The sequence below is a fragment of the Spartinivicinus poritis genome (assembly GCF_028858535.1).
Classification (GTDB): Bacteria; Pseudomonadota; Gammaproteobacteria; order Pseudomonadales; family Zooshikellaceae; genus Spartinivicinus; species Spartinivicinus poritis.
Map to the genome: position 1 here is coordinate 142,843 of NZ_JAPMOU010000004.1, position 21,312 is coordinate 164,154.

General features: G+C 37.9%; 19 protein-coding genes. 11 read left to right on the plus strand and 8 right to left on the minus strand.

What is annotated here, in order from left to right; all coding sequences use genetic code 11:
• Window positions 1-34: 34 nt before the first annotated feature.
• Window positions 35-550, minus strand: coding sequence for a dihydrofolate reductase (locus tag ORQ98_RS04995; protein WP_274687683.1), 516 nt, complete (start codon window positions 548-550; stop codon window positions 35-37).
• A 269-nt stretch (window positions 551-819) separates the two neighbouring features.
• Between ORQ98_RS04995 and ORQ98_RS05000 the strand changes: the two genes are divergently transcribed.
• The 6 genes from ORQ98_RS05000 to ORQ98_RS05025 all read left to right on the plus strand — a co-directional run bounded on the left by ORQ98_RS05000 (window position 820) and on the right by ORQ98_RS05025 (window position 6,873).
• Complete coding sequence (locus ORQ98_RS05000; protein WP_274687684.1) at window positions 820-1,242, plus strand: carboxymuconolactone decarboxylase family protein; 423 nt, start codon at window positions 820-822, stop codon at window positions 1,240-1,242.
• A 163-nt stretch (window positions 1,243-1,405) separates the two neighbouring features.
• Window positions 1,406-2,353: a cation diffusion facilitator family transporter gene (locus ORQ98_RS05005; RefSeq protein WP_274687685.1), complete on the plus strand. Its 948-nt coding sequence runs from the start codon at window positions 1,406-1,408 to the stop codon at window positions 2,351-2,353.
• Window positions 2,354-2,684: 331 nt separating this feature from the next.
• Window positions 2,685-3,845, plus strand: coding sequence for a linear amide C-N hydrolase (locus ORQ98_RS05010; protein ID WP_274687686.1), 1,161 nt, complete (start codon window positions 2,685-2,687; stop codon window positions 3,843-3,845).
• 627 nt (window positions 3,846-4,472) lie between these two features.
• Window positions 4,473-4,817 carry a DUF2790 domain-containing protein gene (locus ORQ98_RS05015; RefSeq protein WP_274687687.1) on the plus strand — a complete coding sequence of 115 codons (345 nt, stop codon included), beginning with the start codon at window positions 4,473-4,475 and terminating at the stop codon, window positions 4,815-4,817.
• A 197-nt stretch (window positions 4,818-5,014) separates the two neighbouring features.
• Window positions 5,015-5,776, plus strand: coding sequence for a substrate-binding periplasmic protein (locus tag ORQ98_RS05020; RefSeq protein WP_274687688.1), 762 nt, complete (start codon window positions 5,015-5,017; stop codon window positions 5,774-5,776).
• A 206-nt stretch (window positions 5,777-5,982) separates the two neighbouring features.
• Entirely contained in the window at window positions 5,983-6,873 is an 891-nt protein-coding gene (locus tag ORQ98_RS05025) for a hypothetical protein (protein WP_274687689.1), read from the plus strand.
• Window positions 6,874-6,902: 29 nt separating this feature from the next.
• On the opposite strand, the gene ORQ98_RS05030 is transcribed toward ORQ98_RS05025, so the two are convergent.
• The 3 genes from ORQ98_RS05030 to ORQ98_RS05040 form a co-directional block, all read right to left on the minus strand.
• On the minus strand, window positions 6,903-8,210 hold the full coding sequence (locus tag ORQ98_RS05030; protein WP_274687690.1) for a heparin lyase I family protein: 1,308 nt from the start codon (window positions 8,208-8,210) through the stop codon (window positions 6,903-6,905).
• 68 nt (window positions 8,211-8,278) lie between these two features.
• On the minus strand, window positions 8,279-10,813 hold the full coding sequence (locus ORQ98_RS05035; protein WP_274687691.1) for a response regulator: 2,535 nt from the start codon (window positions 10,811-10,813) through the stop codon (window positions 8,279-8,281).
• Window positions 10,814-10,991: 178 nt separating this feature from the next.
• Window positions 10,992-11,855 (minus strand): substrate-binding periplasmic protein, encoded by an 864-nt coding sequence (locus tag ORQ98_RS05040; RefSeq protein ID WP_274687692.1) that lies wholly within the window; start codon window positions 11,853-11,855, stop codon window positions 10,992-10,994.
• Window positions 11,856-12,343: 488 nt separating this feature from the next.
• On the opposite strand from ORQ98_RS05040, the gene ORQ98_RS05045 reads away from it, so the two are divergent.
• The 3 genes from ORQ98_RS05045 (at window position 12,344) to ORQ98_RS29550 (ending at window position 14,668) form a co-directional block, all read left to right on the plus strand.
• The gene (locus tag ORQ98_RS05045) at window positions 12,344-13,183 is read left to right on the plus strand and encodes an OmpA family protein (protein WP_274687693.1); all 840 of its coding nucleotides are present in this window, start codon (window positions 12,344-12,346) and stop codon (window positions 13,181-13,183) included.
• Between the two features lie 239 nt (window positions 13,184-13,422).
• A complete protein-coding gene (gene ansA, locus ORQ98_RS05050; RefSeq protein WP_274687694.1) occupies window positions 13,423-14,442 on the plus strand; it encodes an asparaginase in 1,020 nt (339 codons plus the stop codon).
• 127 nt (window positions 14,443-14,569) lie between these two features.
• Window positions 14,570-14,668 (plus strand): TetR family transcriptional regulator C-terminal domain-containing protein, encoded by a 99-nt coding sequence (locus tag ORQ98_RS29550; protein ID WP_425347665.1) that lies wholly within the window; start codon window positions 14,570-14,572, stop codon window positions 14,666-14,668.
• A gap of 53 nt (window positions 14,669-14,721) precedes the next feature.
• Here ORQ98_RS29550 and ORQ98_RS05055 read toward each other — a convergent pair whose 3' ends face one another.
• Window positions 14,722-15,345, minus strand: coding sequence for a hypothetical protein (locus ORQ98_RS05055; protein ID WP_274687695.1), 624 nt, complete (start codon window positions 15,343-15,345; stop codon window positions 14,722-14,724).
• A gap of 207 nt (window positions 15,346-15,552) precedes the next feature.
• A complete protein-coding gene (locus ORQ98_RS05060; protein WP_274687696.1) occupies window positions 15,553-16,047 on the minus strand; it encodes a hypothetical protein in 495 nt (164 codons plus the stop codon).
• 1,053 nt (window positions 16,048-17,100) lie between these two features.
• On the opposite strand from ORQ98_RS05060, the gene ORQ98_RS05065 reads away from it, so the two are divergent.
• Both ORQ98_RS05065 and ORQ98_RS05070 read left to right on the plus strand, forming a co-directional pair.
• Window positions 17,101-18,690, plus strand: coding sequence for an FAD-binding oxidoreductase (locus ORQ98_RS05065; protein ID WP_274687697.1), 1,590 nt, complete (start codon window positions 17,101-17,103; stop codon window positions 18,688-18,690).
• Complete coding sequence (locus ORQ98_RS05070) at window positions 18,680-19,291, plus strand: hypothetical protein (RefSeq protein WP_274687698.1); 612 nt, start codon at window positions 18,680-18,682, stop codon at window positions 19,289-19,291. The genes ORQ98_RS05065 and ORQ98_RS05070 overlap by 11 nt, the downstream gene beginning before the upstream one ends.
• A 131-nt stretch (window positions 19,292-19,422) precedes the next feature.
• Here the strand turns inward: ORQ98_RS05070 and ORQ98_RS05075 are convergent, their stop codons facing one another.
• Complete coding sequence (locus ORQ98_RS05075; RefSeq protein WP_274687699.1) at window positions 19,423-20,415, minus strand: 2-hydroxyacid dehydrogenase; 993 nt, start codon at window positions 20,413-20,415, stop codon at window positions 19,423-19,425.
• Between the two features lie 129 nt (window positions 20,416-20,544).
• The gene (locus ORQ98_RS05080) at window positions 20,545-21,294 is read right to left on the minus strand and encodes an SDR family oxidoreductase (RefSeq protein ID WP_274687700.1); all 750 of its coding nucleotides are present in this window, start codon (window positions 21,292-21,294) and stop codon (window positions 20,545-20,547) included.
• Window positions 21,295-21,312: the final 18 nt, after the last annotated feature.

Below are 21,312 nucleotides of genomic sequence, written 5' to 3' on the forward strand. Positions count from 1 at the left end.
AAAAATTTGTAACGCAAACCGAAATCAACTTGGCTTACTTCTGTAACACAACTCGATCTAGTGTTTGATAGGAATATTTTATCGGTGGTTGATGATCCGTTTCTTGAGTTTCCTCAGCTATCAGTTGCCACTGGTTATTATCAAACTCAGGAAAAAATGTATCCCCTTCAAACGACTGGTGCACCCGAGTTAAGTAAAGTCGGTTTGCTATAGGTAACGCCTGCTGGTAAATTTGTGCACCGCCAATCACCATCATCTCTTCACATCCATCAATTACCCCTATACTCTCAGCCAGCTCTATTGCTGCTTCAAGGGTATGCACCACCTTAGCTCCCTCTGGCGCAAACGTTGAATTGCGAGTAATGACAATATTAGTCCGTCCAGGTAGAGGCTTACCTAATGACTCAAAGGTTTTTCGGCCCATAATGATTGGTTTGCCCATAGTGAGCCGCTTAAAATAACGCAGATCACCTGGTAAATACCAAGGTAGCTTATTATTAATACCAATTGCATTATTTGCTGCAACCGCAGCCACCAAACAAATACGCACCTTGTTATTACCTCTTAACTCTGTTTACGCCAAAAACCGGCTATTCTAGCATCAAGCAGTAACCAGCCAAACTGCTTTTAAGCATCTCTACAGTTGCTTATAGCCCCTACACAAAACATCACTGCTTGTGTCGCTTTCTTATCCAGCCATTAACACTACTTGTGTCTTATTTACATGAAACGACTTCTGCAACCATACTAGCCTAGTAAAAATAGTTAGCCATTTTTTAGCCTAGCGTCATAGATACAATAACAAACAGGAGCCAAACTATGCGTTTGCCTTATTATGACCTATCCAGCAAAGCACTAAGCGGCTTTCGACAAATCAAAGACTATCTGGCCGATAGCTCACTTGGTTTGCCTATTGTCGAGCTAGTTTACTTACGGGTTTCACAAATTAATGGCTGTTCATTCTGCCTTAAAATGCACGCCCAGTCCTTACGAAAAGCTGGCGAAACAGATGATAGAATAGACTCTCTGGCTGGTTGGCGCGTCAGTAGCTTGTACACAGCCAAAGAACGAGCAGCCCTAGCCTGGGCCGAAGCTGTCACCCATATTGAGGTAAGCCATGCCAATGATGAATATTATGAGCCTTTAAAAGAGTACTTTTCAGATCAAGAAATCTCCAACTTAACCTTTGCTGTTTCGTTGATGAACGCACTTAATCGCGTTGCTATTAGTATGCGGCAATAATTGTGTATACCCTTCACGGATGATTTCTAGGTATTGTTTTTTTCATTAAACACCATGGATGGTGTGAATTAAATTACACTCAGAATTCAGCCACTAAGTGTATACTCTTTAGGAGTACAGTCATCTATAGCCATAACGCTTAACTGTTAGGAGATAAACACCTATGGCATCGGGTTCCAAAAAAGTCATTGTTGCTGCGTTAATTGGTAATAGTTTAGTCGCTATTACCAAGTTTATTGCTTCATTTATTACTGGCAGCTCTGCCATGTTCTCCGAAGCCATTCACTCAGTAGTCGACTCTGGCAACCAGGTTTTACTGCTTTACGGATTAAAACAATCGAAAAAGCCAGCAAGTGAAGAATATCCTTTTGGTCATGGCAAGGAAGTGTATTTCTGGAGTTTTGTCGTTGCTATTTTAATTTTCGCCGTAGGGGCCGGTATTTCTATTTATGAAGGTATTCATCACATATTACATCCAACTCCTATTACCAACCCTATTATTAACTATATAGTGCTCACCCTGGCTATTATTTTTGAAGGAGGCTGTTGGTGGGTAGCCATGAAAGAATTTAAAAAAGTTAAAGGCGAAATGGGTTATCTAGAGGCAGTACATAAAGGTAAAGACCCTTCATTATTTGTTGTATTTTTCGAAGATTCCGCCGCTATTTTAGGTCTATTAATTGCCTTGCTAAGTGTTATTTTAGGCCAGGTTACTGGCAACCCTTATTTTGATGGGATCGCATCCGTATTAATCGGCATTATTTTAGCTACTACTGCTATTTGGTTAGCTTATGAAACTAAAAGCCTATTGATTGGTGAAAGTGCCAGAGGTCATATCGTCAGGGGAATACGTCATTTAGCCCGTGGTGAGTCTGGTGTAGCATATATCAATGAGGTGGTGACCATGCAAATGGGGCCAGAATTTATTTTAGCTAACCTCAGTATTGATTTTGATGATGATTTACAGGCAACAGATATTGAGCGCATAATCGTCAGAATAGACCAAACAATCAAACTCACTTACCCAAATGTAAAACGTGTTTTCATTGAGGCAAAATCACGGGTTGATGCTATTGCTAGTCAGGCTCAACCTGTAAATCTTGGAGAATAAATATTGGTTAACGTTAGCCTCCTTTTCATTAAAGGGGGCTAATGGTCTGTGCGTAAAGCAAAAAAATAACAACTTTACGCATGAACCACTCTTCCAAAATAGTTACAACTCCAGCCCTCCAAAACCCTCATGTTTACAAAATAAATTTAGATTTATCGCCATTTTAAAAAAATCATTCATAATACGAACACCATTATTTTACATAAAAATAATAACTGCTTAATTAACCAAATGAAAACCAACCCCTATCACAAAGCCTGAGAAAAAGTATGCTAATATTCAACTGAGTTTTAAAGAATATTTGTAATAAAACTGATAAGGAAATTGTAAAATGTGTACTGAATTTATCTTACCATCTCAACTTTCACCACAGTTAAAAGACTTTCCTTTTTCTGGTCGAACTATGGACTTTGAGTATAATTTTGACTGGACTGTAGCGGCAATTCCTGAAGAGACTAAATTACATGCTGTTGGTAGCAACGATTTACCTGTTGCCAAAAGGCTTCCAGGTTATAAATGGGAGTCTAAATACGCCTACATAGGAGTAGGAATTAGTGCAGGAAAAAATGTATTGGGTAAAGTATTCGACTCTGTATTAGATTTACCCAGCAAAGTGTCTGACGGCCTTAATTCGGAAGGGCTTACAGCAGCGGCACTATGGTTACCCGGTTCTGAATACCCTCATTTAGATAATGTGCCTAGTGATGATTATTATCTACTTTCAATGATGGATATCTGTTGTTGGGCTTTAAGCCAATATAAAAATATACCAGACTTGAAAGCAGATTTAGAACAAATTAGTCAAGGAAAGCCAATACAAGATGGCACAAAACTCTATATCTGGGACCCACTACAGTTCAACTCTAACAGTACTGTAAACCTTATGCCACTTCATTTTCAATTTCATGATAGGCAAGGAAATAGTTTATTGCTGGAACTTAGAAATGGAAAACTGGAAATTACCGATAATACTGATTTAGGTGTTTTAACAAATGCTCCTTTTTATGACTGGCATCGTACAAACTTACAAAATTACTTAAATGTTACTAATATTGAACCCAACAAAGAAGGCAAACCCATTATTGGAATGAATGTTAAAGCGGCTGGAAATGGTAGTGGTACTATAGGGCTTAGCTCATCACCTTTACCAGCTGATCGCTTTCTTCGTACCGTACAAAGTTTAAACTTTGGTATTGACTGGATTAAAGATAACAGTCATGCCCCAAAAAAACTACTAACCTACGTAATCAACATTATAGCTGGTGTAGTCGTTGCACCAGGCGTATGTAAAACCCATAAAAATGAAGGCACTGGCGATTATACACAGTGGTGGATAGTTCGTGATCCCATTGAAAAAGAGTTACATTTAGCGACTTACGATAGCCTTGGAACATGGACAGTACGCTTTAAAGACTTTAAGTTAAACGCAGGTAGTAAGCCAGTTTATCTTGACTTAAATGCTGCCATAGAAATGCCAATATTAAAACCTTAAAATAGGCATGTTTAACTGCATGACCATTATAGTTGTTTGGTCATGCCTCGATCTAAGTTTGACTGATTAGTAAACAGTACAGAAACATAAATAAGGCCCTAACTTGCTAACCCAATGCTTCAAATGATTCGGGCAGTATCTGCCCACCAGTCACGACAACTGAACGACCTGAAATTGAGTTGCACATTACCCCCTATTAATACGCTAGCTATTTTCTATGATTTAAGTAGATGTCCCAGTGAACACAGAATGATATTGAGTAAAGATAATAAAAAACCAATTAATGCAATAATCGCCATGAAAGAAACAAAAAACCCATTTAACTTTTAAGGTTACACATAGACCATTAATAATTATTAAATATGTCCTAAAGTCAAACAATTCATACTATATAAATTGACCTTAATCAAAAAAATATAAAAAAACTTACCAAGCCAACCAAGTATTGTTAAAATATAGCACACAACTATTGTATTACTTTGGTACGAGCCAAAAGCTCAACCCGCCTTAAATGGCTACAGAATACAACAGTCAATTTTTATAAACTGCGATAGGAACCACGTAGTATTATACCTATATCAATGGGTATTAAACGGTAATCGCCTCAATATAATCAAGGAGAGTATTTTGAAAATTATAAAAATAGCTGCTTTAGCAGGTGCACTTATTACCTCATCTTTTGTTGCAGCTGAAGGTACCAAAGAAGTATTAATGGGGGTTGATATCTTACCAAACTCCATTGAATTACATGTTGCTTCAGGTGGTTGTACTAATGCCGATAGCTTTATCATTAATGTTGATAAAAGTGCTTCACCGTACTCTGTAACTATCCTACGCATTCAGCCTGACTTCTGTGAAGCCCATATACCTGATGGCATAAAAGTATCGTTTGACAGAACTCTTTTGGGCTTGGGTGGAAAGGTGGAGTTTATTCTTACTAACAAAATTGGCAATACTTCTAACCACCAATAGCTGACTATATTCTTCAGCTTAAAGCCTACCTTCTTCATATAGAAATTGACTGATAGAAGTCAGTCAATTTCTAGCCGTCTTTGCTTCTTACAATACTCTCAAGTTATAGCCAAAGCGAATGGGTATAGTTGCTAGTTTGCTTGTTATGCACTATTTATAGGTTTTATTAACCAACTCTATAGAGTTGAATAGGTGAAGTGAATAAGATTTTATTGATTAGTTTGATATTTATTATCAACTTCCCTCTATCTGCGAGTAATTCAGATGACACTATTTACTTTGTTACTGAATCTTGGCAGGACGCCACTAATAGTGATGGTACAGGAATTTATTGGGATATCCTACGAAAAGTCTATAACCCTAAAGGTATCAAGATATCATTTAAAATTGTTCCCTATGAACGCTCCGTAAAAATGATTCAACATCAAAAAGCAGATGCGGCTATCGGTACTTATGAAGATGAAATAGAAGAAGCTATTTATCCTAAATGGCATTTTGATGCAGATCAAGTCGTTGCGATTTTTAAAAAGAATTTAATAAAAAAATGGCAAGGTGAATCCAGTATTGCGAACAAAAAGGTAGTATGGATTCGGGGCTATGCCTATGATGAGTATTTAAATGTTTCAGTCAAAAAATATGAGGTTGATTTAAGAAAGAGTGCTCTATTAATGTTGCAAAACAACAGAGTTGATTTTTTTCTAGATGCTATATATGACCTCCAAGCAGAGCTAGATAAAGGCTACTTCGATTACTCTCATTACCAAATAGAGGATGTCATCCAGCTTAATCTATATCTAGCCTTTGCTAATAATGAACGGGGTAAAAAATTTCGAAAAATATTTGATGAACAGTTTTCCATACTACTCAAATCCGGTGAAATAAAAAGGCTTTATGAACAATGGGACTGGGGTTTTTTACCTTTTCCAGATTTTACTGTAAATACTAACGATAAACAGTAATTATCAGCTTGATTCTTTTACTGCTTGTAAGACTAGTAATTATTAAAAAGGTATTGATGTTCTATATAGCAGTAATTTCTAGTCAATCCCTCTCTACCTCCCCTTTTTTCAAAGGGAGAAGTTGGATTGTGCCACCTTGCTATTCCATATAGAGAACAAATCATACACAATAAGACTTCACTTTACTTGAGATTCACCATAAGCAGATGTCGACAACAACCACTCTATCTACAACAGAACAATGGGAACAAGAGCTGCAGAGACTTGTTAAAGTTCATTTTGCAGCTGCCCATCAACGAGTAGATGTTGTTTATCAGCAGCACTTTGCCTCCTTACGTAAAGTGTTACACCGACATTGGCAGCACCGTAAGGATATTCCACGGGATTTAGCCAATATTCCCCGTGCAACTTGGCACTTGGCAAAACGCATAGGTGGCCAGCGAGTTGATGACACCATTAAACTAAGCCAGAAAGAAGTTGCGATCAGCCAGATTTTGATTAACGAATTACTTGCCCTACCGCAGCTTGAGCAAATGCTCATTGAGCATATAAAAAGCCATCCCAGCACAGAAGCCAATCACTGGGATGAGCTGCAAACCCTAATCAATGAATTCACCCCAGAACAAGCACAGCAACGCCTGCAGCAAGCGCTTAGCCGCCTTACTCTGACCCACGAAGGCAGCCGAGACATGCTGATCTTTTTTACGCTTGGACTGGTAGGACGTTCGTTCAGTGACAAGCTTGCGTTTGGTAGTGCATTAGGTTTAGGGTCAGCAGCTGCAACCAGCCTTTATATTAGTCAACAGTCGTATTGGGGAGCTTTGTGGGCAAAATGGGCAGGCGTGCCTACCTGGATATCGGTTGGTGGCGCCATAGGCGGAGCCGTTGTTTTACTCGCTGCCACCCCCTTAGTTGCACCACTCACTGAATTTGGTGTTAATAAAATTAGGGCAAAAAAGTTTCTACATGAAGTAGTTACTCGTGTAGAACAAAATATTTTACAAACCAAGCCTGATGCTACTAGCGTCATTGCCCATATCGGTACTTATATACAGTTACTGCCAGATTTAATACAAGCACTAAGAGTAATTAAGTAGCCAAGGGCATCTCTGTTTATAGTCTCTAATTAAAAAACATAAAGTGCAGATAAATCATAATCTACCTGTACTGGTAAATGTGCTGACGTATTTGATTTATATATACCGAATTTAAAGTAAGGCGCCCACTCATCATTATTACCTATTGGCCCATTGTAATCTGCCAGCTTTTGAGCTGTTTCAGTATTATATAGCTGAACTCTACCATACTGTAATCTATTAAAATCATCATTTTCCCAGTGTGGCCAGTTAACGATAACGGTTAATGTAACCCACTGATCAAATAATGATGGAGTGATTGGATGCTTCCAAATCACACTTACACCAGACGCCCAGTTGTTATTAAAGTGGCTTTCAACATTATTAATTGAGTTTGCCATGAAATAAGGCTTCAGCTGTTTTGTTTTATAATCACAAACATAAAACCTTCCTATTTTTGCTGGTATCTCTCCAGAGACCGAAATTTTAGGGCACCTGGTTAGCCGTCGATCATGTACAGGGTATCTATAATAATTTGCTATGAGGGCAAGATAACCATCTTTAATCTTTAATGCCATCGGAGGAAAACCTCCTTGATCAAATAAATAGTCTTGCTGTTTTAGTTCATGATATTGGTTTAAACTTGCTTCCAGTACTTTATCAGAATAGTCACTTACCTCCAGCTGTTGATATTGCCAAGGTTGATCAGTTTCATGGCGATATTTTAGTCTATCAGGAGTGCCATGCCATTGAGCAATAATAACAGACATATCATCAGCCAAAATGCTCGCCTTATTTTTTTCTTGCAAAAGCGGTTTTAACTCTTCTCTAAAGGCTGATGGTATTCGGAATCGTAACTGATAATATTGATAATGAGAATTTGTTGGCCACTGCCCTGCCATCATCGACTTGGTTTCAGATTTAAACTGTAATGCTTTCATAGAACGTTGATTAGATAAAAACTGGCTAAGAGGAAAAAAGCCAGTTGTAAACTCAACTCTTTGTCTCCCATCAGCAAGTGAACCAAACTCTGGTAATACAGTTGTCGGAATTGCTGATAATGAAACCCTATTAAGCCCATATATCTGGCTAGGTAATCTACCTAATGGATGCTTAACCCCAACAGGAGAAATTATTATTTGATTTAAATCAAGCGTGCATTTTTGATCAATTAAATACCGTTGTGGATTGATTTTTCCGCTTATTATAGTGTTATTAATTGAGCAGTCTTGCTGAATATAATTGTTTATTGTGTGGTCTATATTTGATTGCCCAAAGCCTTTACTACTCAAAGCTAAACAAAAAAATAAAAAGTTAGCACAAACTCTCAAAATACCATCCCATTTAGTTTTTATCACTTTGTGCGAACTATAAGCTTTTTAAAAAAATGCTTCAATTACTCCTTCATTTTAGGCAACGAATACCGTTATGACTTCCTATCCTCAGGCTCTGAAACCCCTGCATTATAGCCAACCCAACGGTTCATCAAATTGGCTAACGCTTCTTTGTCAATAGGTTTAGAAATATAATCATCCATGCCAGCATCAAAGCAATCTGCTTTATCTGCTTCCGATACATTAGCTGTCATTGCTATTATTGGTACATGTCGATGCGGTGGTGTAACTTGCTTTAATTCTTTTACCAATAGCAAACCATTTTTATCAGGTAACTCGCAATCAAGAAATACTAGATCATAAGGATGCGCTTTATATAATAGTAATGCCTCTTTTGCATTTGCTGCGGTGGTAACATCACAGTGCATTTTCGCTAACAGACGCACTGCCACCATCTGATTAATCGCATTGTCTTCTACTAACAGCACACGATAATGGGGCTTCTCAACTGGTTGATTTAGTAGTGGAGGATAAACAATGGCACTATCTCGAAGCATATCTCTGGTAACAATAGAGTCGTCGTCTGTTGCTAATATCCGACAAATCATGTCCTTTAACACCTGAGCTCTCACAGGCTTCACCAAAAAGCCTGCAAACCCAGCCTTAGAAAACTGCTCAAGAGCAACCGTTTCATCTGAAGAACTAATCATTATCAGTTTTGTTTCAGCAATGGTTGGGTCTTGTTTAATACCACGACCTAGTTTTAAACCATCCATTAGTGGCATTTGAAAGTCTAGTAGCGCTAATTGATAAGGCTGATTGGCCAGAGCAGCTTGCGTAATTCGTTCTAATGCTTCGCGGGCTGAACTGGCTAAGTCACACTGCATCCCCCATTTAACCAGTAAACGATCAAGGATATAACGATTTACCTGAGTGTCGTCTACTACCAATACTTTTATATCTGTGAGCGCTACTTCAGGTACTGGCTGTTTATGTGCCTGTTCATCCGTATACAGTGGCAATATCACAGAAAATGTAGAGCCCACCCCGGGTTCACTAGATAGCGAAATACGTCCTTCCATCAAAGCAACTAATTGTTGGCAAATTGTCAGGCCTAAACCTAACCCCTGAAAAGCTCTAGTCACAGATGCATCACCTAATTCAAATGCATTAAATAAACGCTCCTGCTCATCATCAGGGATACCCATTCCCGTATCTGTGATATCAAGTTGTATATGAACCTTATCTGTTTCCTGTTGATGCAAACTGACTTCTACCATTACATAGCCAGTTTCAGTAAATTTAGTGGCATTACCAATCAGATGATAAAGAATCTGTCTTATTCTGCCTGGATCTCCTGAGAGTATTTCAGGAATATCCTCTCCATATTGCATCACTAGATCAATAGACTTTTGCTGCGCTGCACGTTGATAAAATTCAACCACTTCATGAACCAATGCTTTTAAGTCAAAACTTACTCGTTCTAGTACTAACAGGCCTGCTTGTAATTTGGCATGGTCTAATAGGTCATTAATGGTAAAGAGTAATATTTCACCTGAGCGACGAATTTGTTCTACGTAGCTAAACTGCTCTCTATTTAATGAAGTTTCTTGTAATAAACCTGTCAAACCAATTACTCCATTGAGAGGAGTGCGAATTTCATGGCTTAATACTGCAAGAAAATCTGCTGAATGGGGTTTTTGATAAGGTATTTTTTCAACTGTTGGCTGTTCATTTTCCGTCTGACCAGCTGTTTCAGAATCATCTTGTGTGTGCTCAGCAGCAGTTTGAGAGATTATTGTCGTTTTTGGTAAATTGAATAAAATACCTAAAACAACAATACCATAAGCAAAACTGCTTAATAGCACAGCCGCCGTATAAAATATCAATTGCGGCTGAGTATAACCTAACCCCCAGTATGCCAGTGCTGCTAGTGTTAAAAAAATATAACCACTTACACCTGTGATAATAATATCATTTTGCTCAGATTTTAATGCCAACAAAACCCATAACGCACCTGACATTGCAATAACACTGATACCTAGTGTTAACAGTGTTTTAAAACCATCTTGCACTGTCAAAAACAAAAATAAACTCACTCCTCCTGTAATGACTGCCAACATACTTGCCACCACCCAGGCGGCTAAGCGAGGAAATAAGACACTTAATTGCTTTTGATAAAATAACGCAACTATAGAGGTAATTAAAATTAATACACTACTAATCACTTTGCTGTATAACACAGCATCAGCAATACCCAACCTAGGGGGCATAGCAATAATTGCAGGCAACTGCATTGCAGACAGTAGAATTACAATCTCTAGCGAACACCCAGCCCAAAAAGAAGTCAATAATAAAGAGGATAATGGGTTATGGTCTGTCCCATTCAGACGAGGCCAAAAAACCAAGATCGAAGTAAGTAATAACCAACAAAGCAGTAGATTTGAAAAACAAAGCCAAAGCACCGGGTGATACTGCCAGTTGGTGTCAATAGGCTCCAATCCAGGCAATTGCTGTGCAATAAACCAAGGCGTAGTGCCAACAGTACAAATAAATAGTAAGCTTAACCACTTAAATACAGCTGGTGTTTCTACTGAGGGAGCTGTGAGCGGCTGTTGCACATCCATTGTGTAAACCCCAAAGTGTAAGCATTACTCATTGCTTTGGCTAGAGATCCATACGCAAAACAAGATAACAACTTAACGCATGCAGCACTTGTTACCATTCGCATTGGCTACAGGGCGCCTCTAGCATTATTAGAAGCACCCTAATTATAAAGTTCTTTATAAAAATATAGATGAATAACTATTGGCTTTCTTGTTTATTGAGAGAAGACGCTACTGGCATATCATAAAGCCAAGTACGCTTCGCCTTTTCCAGCATTCCAGACTTAGCCAAAGCCTTCATCCCCCTGTCAAAAGCAGTTATTAACTCGCTTGCTCGTGGGTTGTCTATCGCACTCACTACAAACTCATAGGTACTGTCAAATGCTGGTAACTTTCGATATTCCGTTGATTTGTTCATTTTATTTAAGGTGTAATCAAAAACAGGAAAGTAGCCTGCAAAGCCATCTACTCGGTTATTATCAAGCATTCTAAACCCTTGCAACACATCGTTGACAGGAGTCATTTTTACATTTCTTAAATCGTCCCACTGCTCTCCATAACTCCAGCCTCTCATTAAACCAATACGAAGGTTTTTTAACCCTTGCAAACCTTTCCACTGGATACTACTGGTTTTTTTTACATAAATTAGAAAGTCGACTTTGTTAATCGCCTTCTTTGAATATAATAAGTACTCACTCCTATCTTTAGTCCAACCAGCCGGAAATAGTAAATCAACTTTTTGTTTTTTTACCTCTTCTATAGCACGTACCCAGGGGTAAACTTTCAGATTAATGGTATAACCCTGTTGATGAAAACTACTGCGAAACACTTCCCAGCTATAACCCATAATACTATCGGAGTCTATTCCAGGAGGAACAACTTCGTAATGAGCAACACGCAATCTTCGTTTAGCAATAATAAATGGCGGATAACCTACTAAAGTGGCTACACTAAGTTGCTTTACACTTTGAGTTTGCTCTAACTGCTCTTGACTACTGGTTTGCTCTGTAATGCCAAAAAAGCTCAGGTAAAAAGTAACGATGTACAAGGAAGACCTAATCATACACTTACTGCAAAAAATTTAACCAAAACAGATATTTAAATTACTGCATGAAGTAACATATGGTGTAACCAGTACCAGGCAAGTATATTCACCCAACAACCTAAAACTATAATCAAATTGTAGCATAACTATATAGGTGCACTTAATGTAATTAACAACCAGTATATATACTCCTCTTCATGCAGATTATATAGCCACAGCAAATGGTATAGTTAAAAACATATCAACTGTTACATTTTTGGATCGTTAATGGCATCATTTCAGTCGCATTGAGTTGCCATAAATAAGATACATAACAAGATGCGTATATCCTACATTAATAGTAATATTGCTATCATAATTATAGCCGGCTTAGGTTGTATACTATTTGTATTAGTTATGTTGTCTTGGGGTTAAATTATTTTTTACAAAAAAGGCTAGAGTAGCTCAGTGTTAACTATACTGATCTTTGCTTTGCTAGCTTGCCAACATTAAACATGGAGATGAATATGAAAAAACCAATCTTTAGCAGGAAGCTGTCTGCTTTGTTGGTACTTCCACTGATTTTAACTGGTTGTGCCACTCAAGGCCCTTGGTATGAAGACTGGCGCAATTGTGCTTATGTAGGTGCAACTACAGGCGCGGTAATAGGCTCATTTGAAGATTCTGAAGACGCCGCTATTGGTGCAGTAGGTGGTGCACTTATTGGGGGTATCACCTGTGCACTAATGAACCGAGAGTCCGATAGCGATGGTGATGGGGTACCAAATAGTCGAGATAAATGTCCTGCAACGCCTAAAGGTGCTGCAGTTGATGTACACGGTTGTGCTTTAGATTCAGATAATGATGGTGTACCAGACTATCGCGATGAATGCCCAAATACACCAGCTGGAGCCAAAGTAAATGCTCGCGGCTGCCTGCTAGATTCGGATAATGATGGCGTTACAGATAATAAAGACCATTGCCCCAATACACCTCCTGGTGCCAAAGTTAATGCTTTAGGTTGTGTTGAAGCTCTAAAACTTGATGGTGTTGAGTTTGAGTTTAACTCTGACAAACTTACCTGGGCAGCTAAAGAGTATTTAAATACCGTAGCTGAAAAACTCAAATTACACGCTGGTACTCGTCTTGAGTTAGGTGGTCATACAGACAATATTGGTAGCAATCAATACAACAGAGACTTATCTCAAAGACGTGCAAACTCTGTTCGCAGTTATTTAATTAGCCGTGGTATTAGAACGGGTGACTTAAGAGCAGTAGGCTATGGTGAGTCACGCCCTGTTGCTGATAACAGTACCGACTCAGGTAGAGCCCGCAATCGTCGAGTAGAGCTCAATGTGTTAGATTAACGCTGTTAATCTGATATAAAGCCCGTCATCTGACGGGCTTTCTGTTATCTATTGGTAAGTGTTTTCTCCATATCATAATCATTGGTACTAACCTCTAGCACCTAAGCCACTGAGCTGTACTAGCTAAGCACTAGTAGCTTTTCTCCTTAAACATTAGTGACCTTATTTTACTTGCCCCACTAGGCAACGACCCACTAACACTTTATCCTTACGCTTTGTTCGACAACAGGTGATGGCTGATGAAGAAAAAAATATACATTGCCTATACAGGCGGCACTATTGGAATGCAGCGCTCTGAAAAAGGCTATGTTCCAATGAGTGGGCTAGATGCACTAATCGCAAATAAAATTCCTGGTCATATGTCAGCCAATATGCCTGACTATGAACTACATGAATATGATCAGTTAATAGACAGTAGCAATATTATTCCTGAAAACTGGTTAACCATTGCAAAGGATATTGCTGACCGTTACAACGATTATGATGGCTTTATCATTCTCCATGGTACTGACACCATGGCTTATACAGCTTCTGCATTATCATTTATGCTACAGGGGATTAATAAGCCAGTGATTGTTACTGGCTCACAAATACCATTAAGCGAAATCCGCAATGATGCGCAGGACAATTTAGTAACAGCCATGATCTTGGCAAGTCATTACCAGATTCCTGAAGTATGCTTGTACTTTAATGGACGATTATTACGCGGTAATCGTACCAGCAAGTTAAAAGCCACTGGCTTTGATGCATTTGATACACCCAATTACCCTTGGTTAGGTCAGGTAGGCATTCATATTGAAATCAACCAATCTGCTTTGTTACCTCCCTCCAGTGCAGACCCAATATTTATCTTGCCAGAGAGCTACCGCCAATGGCGTGTCATTCCGTTAGTGCTGTATCCAGGTATGCCAGCAGAGCTTATCGACAAAGTTGCCGAGCTTGATACAAAAGGAATCATTCTCCAGACTTATGGGGTAGGCAATGCTCCTGACAATGATAAAGCGCTACTTAAAGCCCTAACTAAAGCTAATGAACAGGATATTGTGCTAGTTAATTTAACTCAGTGCATTCAAGGCCGAGTTGACCAATCCAGCTATGCGACTGGATTTGCCCTGGCCGATACAGGTATTATTGGTGGCTATGACATGACCTTAGAAGCTGCTTTTACCAAGTTACACTATTTATTAGCTCAGGATTTATCAGTAGAAGACATTCGTCAAAAAATGCAAGAAAGCCAGTGTGGAGAACTCACCAGCTAAATTAAGGGTACCTCTAATAACACCAGTAGCAGCAAACAATTATTAGAGGTGTCTATATGCTTGAGCCAGACAATGGAAAGGCAACTACGCAAACTTGCTTTACAAGAAATAGAGTTTCTGGCCTCAAATAGTCAAAGGCACCCCACTTCCTGATAATGACCAACTGGATAGAGTTATTGACTCTACAGTTAAAATGTTTCTAAGCTACTATGCACCTACTGATTAGTGGTGTGTGCGTAAAATAAAATGAATGAACCACTTCATCTATGGGGCGCTCTTTTATAAGGATTGTGCTGAAAATATAATTTGTAAGCCTTTTTCACTCATTTTAAGTGTATGTTGGTGATCCCAGTTAACTCTGCTTACAATTTGATCTATTGCAGGCTCTACCTGACCTGCTTTTTCAAAGCTTAAATTTAATTTACAACTATTAGTTCTACAGTCAATATTATCGAGATAAGCGCCTTCAATCTCTCCAACAGATATTGCCTGCTGAATCGAAAAAATAGCTTCAGAAGCCCATTCACCATCAACGGGTTGAGACAAATGCTGCTGTTCTGCTAAAAGCATTGGATCAATATCTGTATTACTATCTATACTTACTTTACTGTCTGCTTCACTCACCTCATTAATAGCAGTTTCGACAGTTGGATGATATTTATTAATTTGCTCTGATAGCTTATTAATATCCTGCAATATTAACTCATAAGAGTTAATGGTTGCTTGCTCTGGCTTTATCGCTACGGCTAATTGGCCTAGTTGTTTTTTTAAACCTAATAATTCAACTTCAACATTGTGAACGTTAAGATTATTAGTGTCATAACTCCCTTTTTGCACTGTTTTGTTTGCTTCTTGAAAGTATAAAAATAAAACATTAACTACTGATGAAACAATAATTATCAAAAACAAAGTAAAAAAATAATGTTTAACAATCGACCTTTCCATATATTACACCTATTTCCCTATTTTATAGCTATTAACGTTTAATCTATTTCCCGAATCATATCTATTCTCGTTTCCTACCTAATAGCATAAAACAGCTAATACCTGCTACATAACACAGGCATTAGCTAACGTGGCATTAAATTCTATTCATTTTTATTGCTAAATTTATAATTCATTAGCTGAGTATGAATATAATGTTGTTGAAGGTGGTAACTTACACTTCATATGCATAGTATATTTTGCTCCTCCTTGATTTAAGTTTGGAAAGTCAAGTTGCTGCATTGTAGTTGAAGAGCCACTTGAGCGCTTTACATAGCCACTCGCAACGGTGCCGGTATCATAGACACGATAAAAAGCACACTCTACATCGTCTGCTGCATTACGATCTTTTACTCTTACATAACCAGCAGATGCTTGGTTATTAGCGGTTGTATCGTCTCTAACTAGCGGACATTCAAGATAAAGCCACTTTGAAGACGATTTATTCTGAATATATCCAAAAGGATGGCTATATCTGTATTCAGATGAATAAGAGCTACTAGAGGTAATCGGCACACAATGTGTACCTTGATAGTTTTTTATATCAGCAGCATGACTAGAAACAGTTATAGCACTAGATACCAACACACCAAATACTGTTAAAGTTTTATTTTTCATCATTGAACTCTCCATGTTTACATTTAAAAATCAACCTACCTATTTACTAAGTAAATGCACAACTTATCCTGTTACTTATTATTATTTAAAATATAAGTGCTAACTGAAGAAACTTATGACAATTCATTATTTTTAAACACAAGGAAAAATAATAATATTTTTTAGGAATCTAAAGATAGAAGATGGTTTTTCAGCTGACAAAGAGTTTTCAGGAATAAGCTACTCCCTACTTATAAAAAACAATGAATAATGCTTTTATTTGATAAAGACACTACTCTAAGCGCTACACAGACTAGAAAACAAAGCTTTTAAAGCGATTTACAAATATTACGATTAAAAGTTTAATCAAGGCAAAGAAGTTAATACTAAATAATCTTATACCTGATATAGTCAAAGCGAATGTTTTTTAGGTACAACTACTGAATGCCAAAACACCATAAACCTGACAATAAAATGCTCCTTAGCAATTGCTCCTGCATTACTCTAATTGGTGGTATCCATACCATCATACATTACTATCTTTGTTGATTAGCAATGAAGATCAAGTACCCTAGAGGTTTAGATATCTTCCAAGAAGAGTATATTATAGGGGCACCTCTAGTATTTGTTATGCCTTTCAGAACTCTCTTTTAGTTGCATAGATCATTGCAAAAATATCATAAACCGAGGATGTTCTAGTAATCACTCACCAAAGCTCATTTATCAGTCAATCTAAAAATTAACAATTGAGCATTAATTGACTTTAAACACTTTCAAGACTATCCAGTCAAATATAGCTAAATGCTATCCTTACATACCTAAAGCGACTAAATACAACCAACTCATAGTAAGTAAGTTATTTTATACACACATTTATTTTTAACTTACAAAAATCAAATTATTTCCAGGTCTATACAACAACATTAAAATAACATTACAATGTCAACTTATTTACTCAATCCAGTTATAAAAGTAAGTAATCACAATAAGTTCGATTTGAAAGATAACTTTTTAAAAGAGTAACTATTTTTTTGTTATCTAAAGATAACTTATTTGCCCTAGTTAGGAGTTTACATTTTGGAGGCACAAGAAAAAATTTCCACCCCGATTAATGACGAGTTATCAAAGATCAAGGTTCTGTCTTATAAAGAATTATTAGAAAATAAATCTTTTAGTGGCCTAGGCTTGCATCAAAGGGAAATTACTGGAGTAACATACCCCAAAAGCAGTACAGAAGTACAGCAAATCATATCCACTGCATCCAAACAAAAAGCCCCTGTCTATCCAGTTTCATGTGGCAAAAATTGGGGCTATGGAAAGAGCTGCCCCCCTAAAACAGGTTGCATTGTTTTAGATATGCATAAAATGAATCGTATTATTGACTTTGATCCAGTATTAGGGAGTGTAGAAATTGAGCCAGGGGTAACACAAGGACAACTTGCTAACTTCCTAAAAAATACAGACTGGATGATGGATTGTACAGGAGCTGGGCCAAATACTAGTATTATGGGCAATATACTAGAAAGGGGATTTGGCCACTCTCCACTAGGTTATCGTGTGCGCCACTTCGCTATTACCGAGTTAATACTAGCTAATGGCAATATTTATAATCTATCACCACCAGGTAAATATGCTGGCCGCATAGGGTTAAGTGCTGGAATTCACGAAATATTTACTCAAAATAATATAGGGGTTGTCACTAAAGTTAGGATTGAATTAATCCCTCGTCCTGAGTGTAGTTTACGCTGTATAGTTAAGCTTAAGGATCATGCTGCAATTGGTGAGTACATCAATGCAATGCGAGAGCTTAAGTCTGAAGGAACTGTTGATGCATTACCACATATAGGCAACCATTATCGTATGCTTGGTATGTTTTCTCAGTTTGATTTTACCAGGTGGGATACCAAAATAGGCTCCAATAAAAGTGATATCAATGACTTGCTGAAAAAGCTTAAAATATCCCCCTGGATGGCTACGTTTTCCATCTTTGGAAATACCTCTGTTGCCAAAGCAAAAGCCAAAAGAATTAGAAAAAAGCTACATAAAGTAGCAAAAGTATATACTATTCCCTACAGCCTTTTCCAAAAAGCTCAATCTTTAGTCAACTGGTTATCATGCCACGCGAGTTGGATACCTCAAATTGAAACAGCCAATAATAAAGTTACTGAAATATCGAAAGCAATGGGAATTTTTGAAGGTATTCCAGATAATGTTGCTCTTAAAGGCTGTTATTGGAGAAATAAAAATAGTGTCCCTCGAATAGATATAGATCCAATTGATAATGGCTGTGGCTTTTTCTGGCTTGCTCCCTCTCTACCAATGATCGGAAAAGACGTCGAAAAACTCTTATCTATAACAGAGAATGAGTTTGAACAAGCAGGTTTTGAAATGGCTGTGACATTAACAGCTGTTACATCAAGTCTTTGTCAGGCCATTATCAGTTTATATTATGATACATCAAATTTCGATGAAACGCAGTTAGCTCACGAAACTATAAAAAAACTAAGAAAAAAATATATTGAGCTAGGTTGGATACCTTACAGAAGAGCTGTTGATGAAATGCCTCTTAACGATGGACTAGAACAAGATGCCCTTTCTTTAAGAAAGATAATTAAACAAGCTATAGACCCTCAAAATACTATAGCACCCGGACGTTATGAGTGTTAGATTAAAAATGAAAGTGACTTCAACAAGAGTAATTAAAGATAAACAAAGTCTACAAGAATTCAAAAATAAATATCACTATATTTCTGGAAATCATGTTGACAGTAGATACCTTGAAGCTGCTTCAATTGTACGCGGTATTTACAATAAAAATTCCGAACTAATTGGTGGTTATGTATTAAACTCAAACATTCCACATCGCTATCTTTCTGATATCCCCAAAGAAGCCATATTACAAAGCAGCACCCCATCACAAGATGACTTAGTGGAAGGTTGTTGTATATGGATGAGCAATGAACTTAGCTCATTTAAACGGGGTTGGGTTTATCTGATGACATTTTATGATTACTTGTCCTTAGGCAAACGTTATATGCTCGGCGCATCTATTGAACCTAAAGTAGCAAAATTACAAAGGCTCGTTTTTCCAAATGTATTATACGAGGGCCCCCTTGAACATGCTCCTTGGTGCTGTATGTATTATGGAACTCGTCGTCATATGGCGAAGCTAATATTAGTTATTATCTATAAATACTGGGTATCAAGCTTTATCAAACACAGAGTAAAGTCTTTCAAAAGCCTTTTTACTTTACAAAGTAAGGCTTAGTAACCCACAGACAAAAGCAGGAAAATATAGAGTGATAAGGTGTCCTAGAGCTGCTGCGCTACTCAAAGCAAACGACAGCAACCAATCAATAAAGGGGACACCTTTAATATAAAAAGTGCTAGTGGAACCAGCTAAAGCTCATTCCCTGACGCTATACCCTCATAAAAACACTTTGCATTAAACAGAGTAGTGCTGGCTATTGAGCTAAGTGCATCTTTTGTGAAAAAACCTTGATGTCCGGTAATCAGCACATTAGGAAACGTTAACAGCCTACCCAACACATCATCGAGCAGTAACTCATTAGAGTGGTCATCATAAAGCATTGGTTTTTCATTTTCGTAAACATCAAGCCCTAGATTGCTAATTTTTCCAGATTTTAAGCCTTCAATTACAGCTTCTGTATCAATTAAACCACCTCTGCTGGTATTAATTAACATTACTCCTTCTTTCATTGTCTTAATAGCTTGCTCATCAATAATATGATAATTGTCCTCCGTCATAGGACAATGTAATGTAATTACATCAGATTCAGCCAGTAGCTCAGAAAGACCTACATAATTAACGCCCACATCAATGCAGTCGTTACTTTCTACAATATCATGAGCAAGTATTTTACAACCCATTCCGCTTAAAATTTTTACTACCGCAGTTCCAATCCTGCCAGTGCCAATAACACCAACCGTACAGTTATGAAAATCAAAACCAATAAATCCATTTAAAGCAAAATTATTTTCTTTTACTCGATTATAGGCTCGATGTATTTTACGGTTTAATGTTAGCATTAGACCAACAGTATACTCTGCAACAGACTCTGGTGAATAAGCTGGCACATTCGCAACGGTAATACCATGCTGCTTAGCAGCAGCCAAATCCACATTATTATAACCAGCAGCGCGTAAAGCAATTAACCGAGTGCCTCCCTTTGCAAGCTGCTCTATGACTTCTTCATCAATAACATCATTAACAAACGCACAAACTGCTGGATAGTTTTCAGCCAACTTTGCAGTTTCTGCTGTTAAACGAGGTTCAAAATAACTAATAGACAAACCACACTGCTCGTTTGCTTCAGTAAAAAATGCTTTATCATAACTATGGGTGTTAAATACTGCTAACTTCATCAGCATACTACATCCTCACCTTTTGCTCTTGTCTTCATGATAAACCAACAGATCAAAACTTATTTGATTTACAGCAGGCATATACCCCACATGAATCATTTTTAGGTGTCAAAAATACTCACATATCACTTCTACTTAACGCCTGGCGCCTGCCAGCTCAATAAAACTACCAGAGCAGTATGAAGCTTGCTCAGATAACAGCCACATAATTGCATTGGCTACTTCTTCAGCAGTACCACCCCGTTTCATCGGAATAACTTCTTTTAATCGGTCAACACGACCTGGTTCACCACCACTGGCGTGGATATCAGTATAAATCATCCCTGGCCTAACAGCGTTCACCCTTATACCTTCAGCAGCCACCTCTTTAGCCAAACCTATCGTCAAGCTATCAATAGCCCCTTTAGAGGCTGCATAATCAACATATTCATTAGCCCCACCAATAAATGAGGCGGTAGAGGATACATTGACTATTGCCCCACCCTGCCCCCCATGCTGAGTAGACATTTGCAGGATCGCTTCACGAGCACAAAGCATACTACCAATAACATTTATATTAAAAATACGTTGCCAACGCTCAACTGACATGTGTTCAAATTTAGTTTGTTGATCAAGTACACCCGCATTATTAACTAAGCCAGTAACAGGACCTAGCTCTCTTTCCGTTAGTTCAAATAAATGCTTAACCTCTGTCTCCTTACTCACATCGGCAGCAACAGCAATAGCCTTACCGCCCGCAGCCTGAATTGCGCTGACTACTTTTTCAGCAGCAGTGTGGTCTTTGTGATAGTTAACACAAACAGCATAACCCTGCTCAGCAGCCAGTAATGCCGTAGCCGCACCAATACCACGACTTGCTCCAGTAATAATAATTACCTTTTCCATTGGTATTCTCCAGGTTAT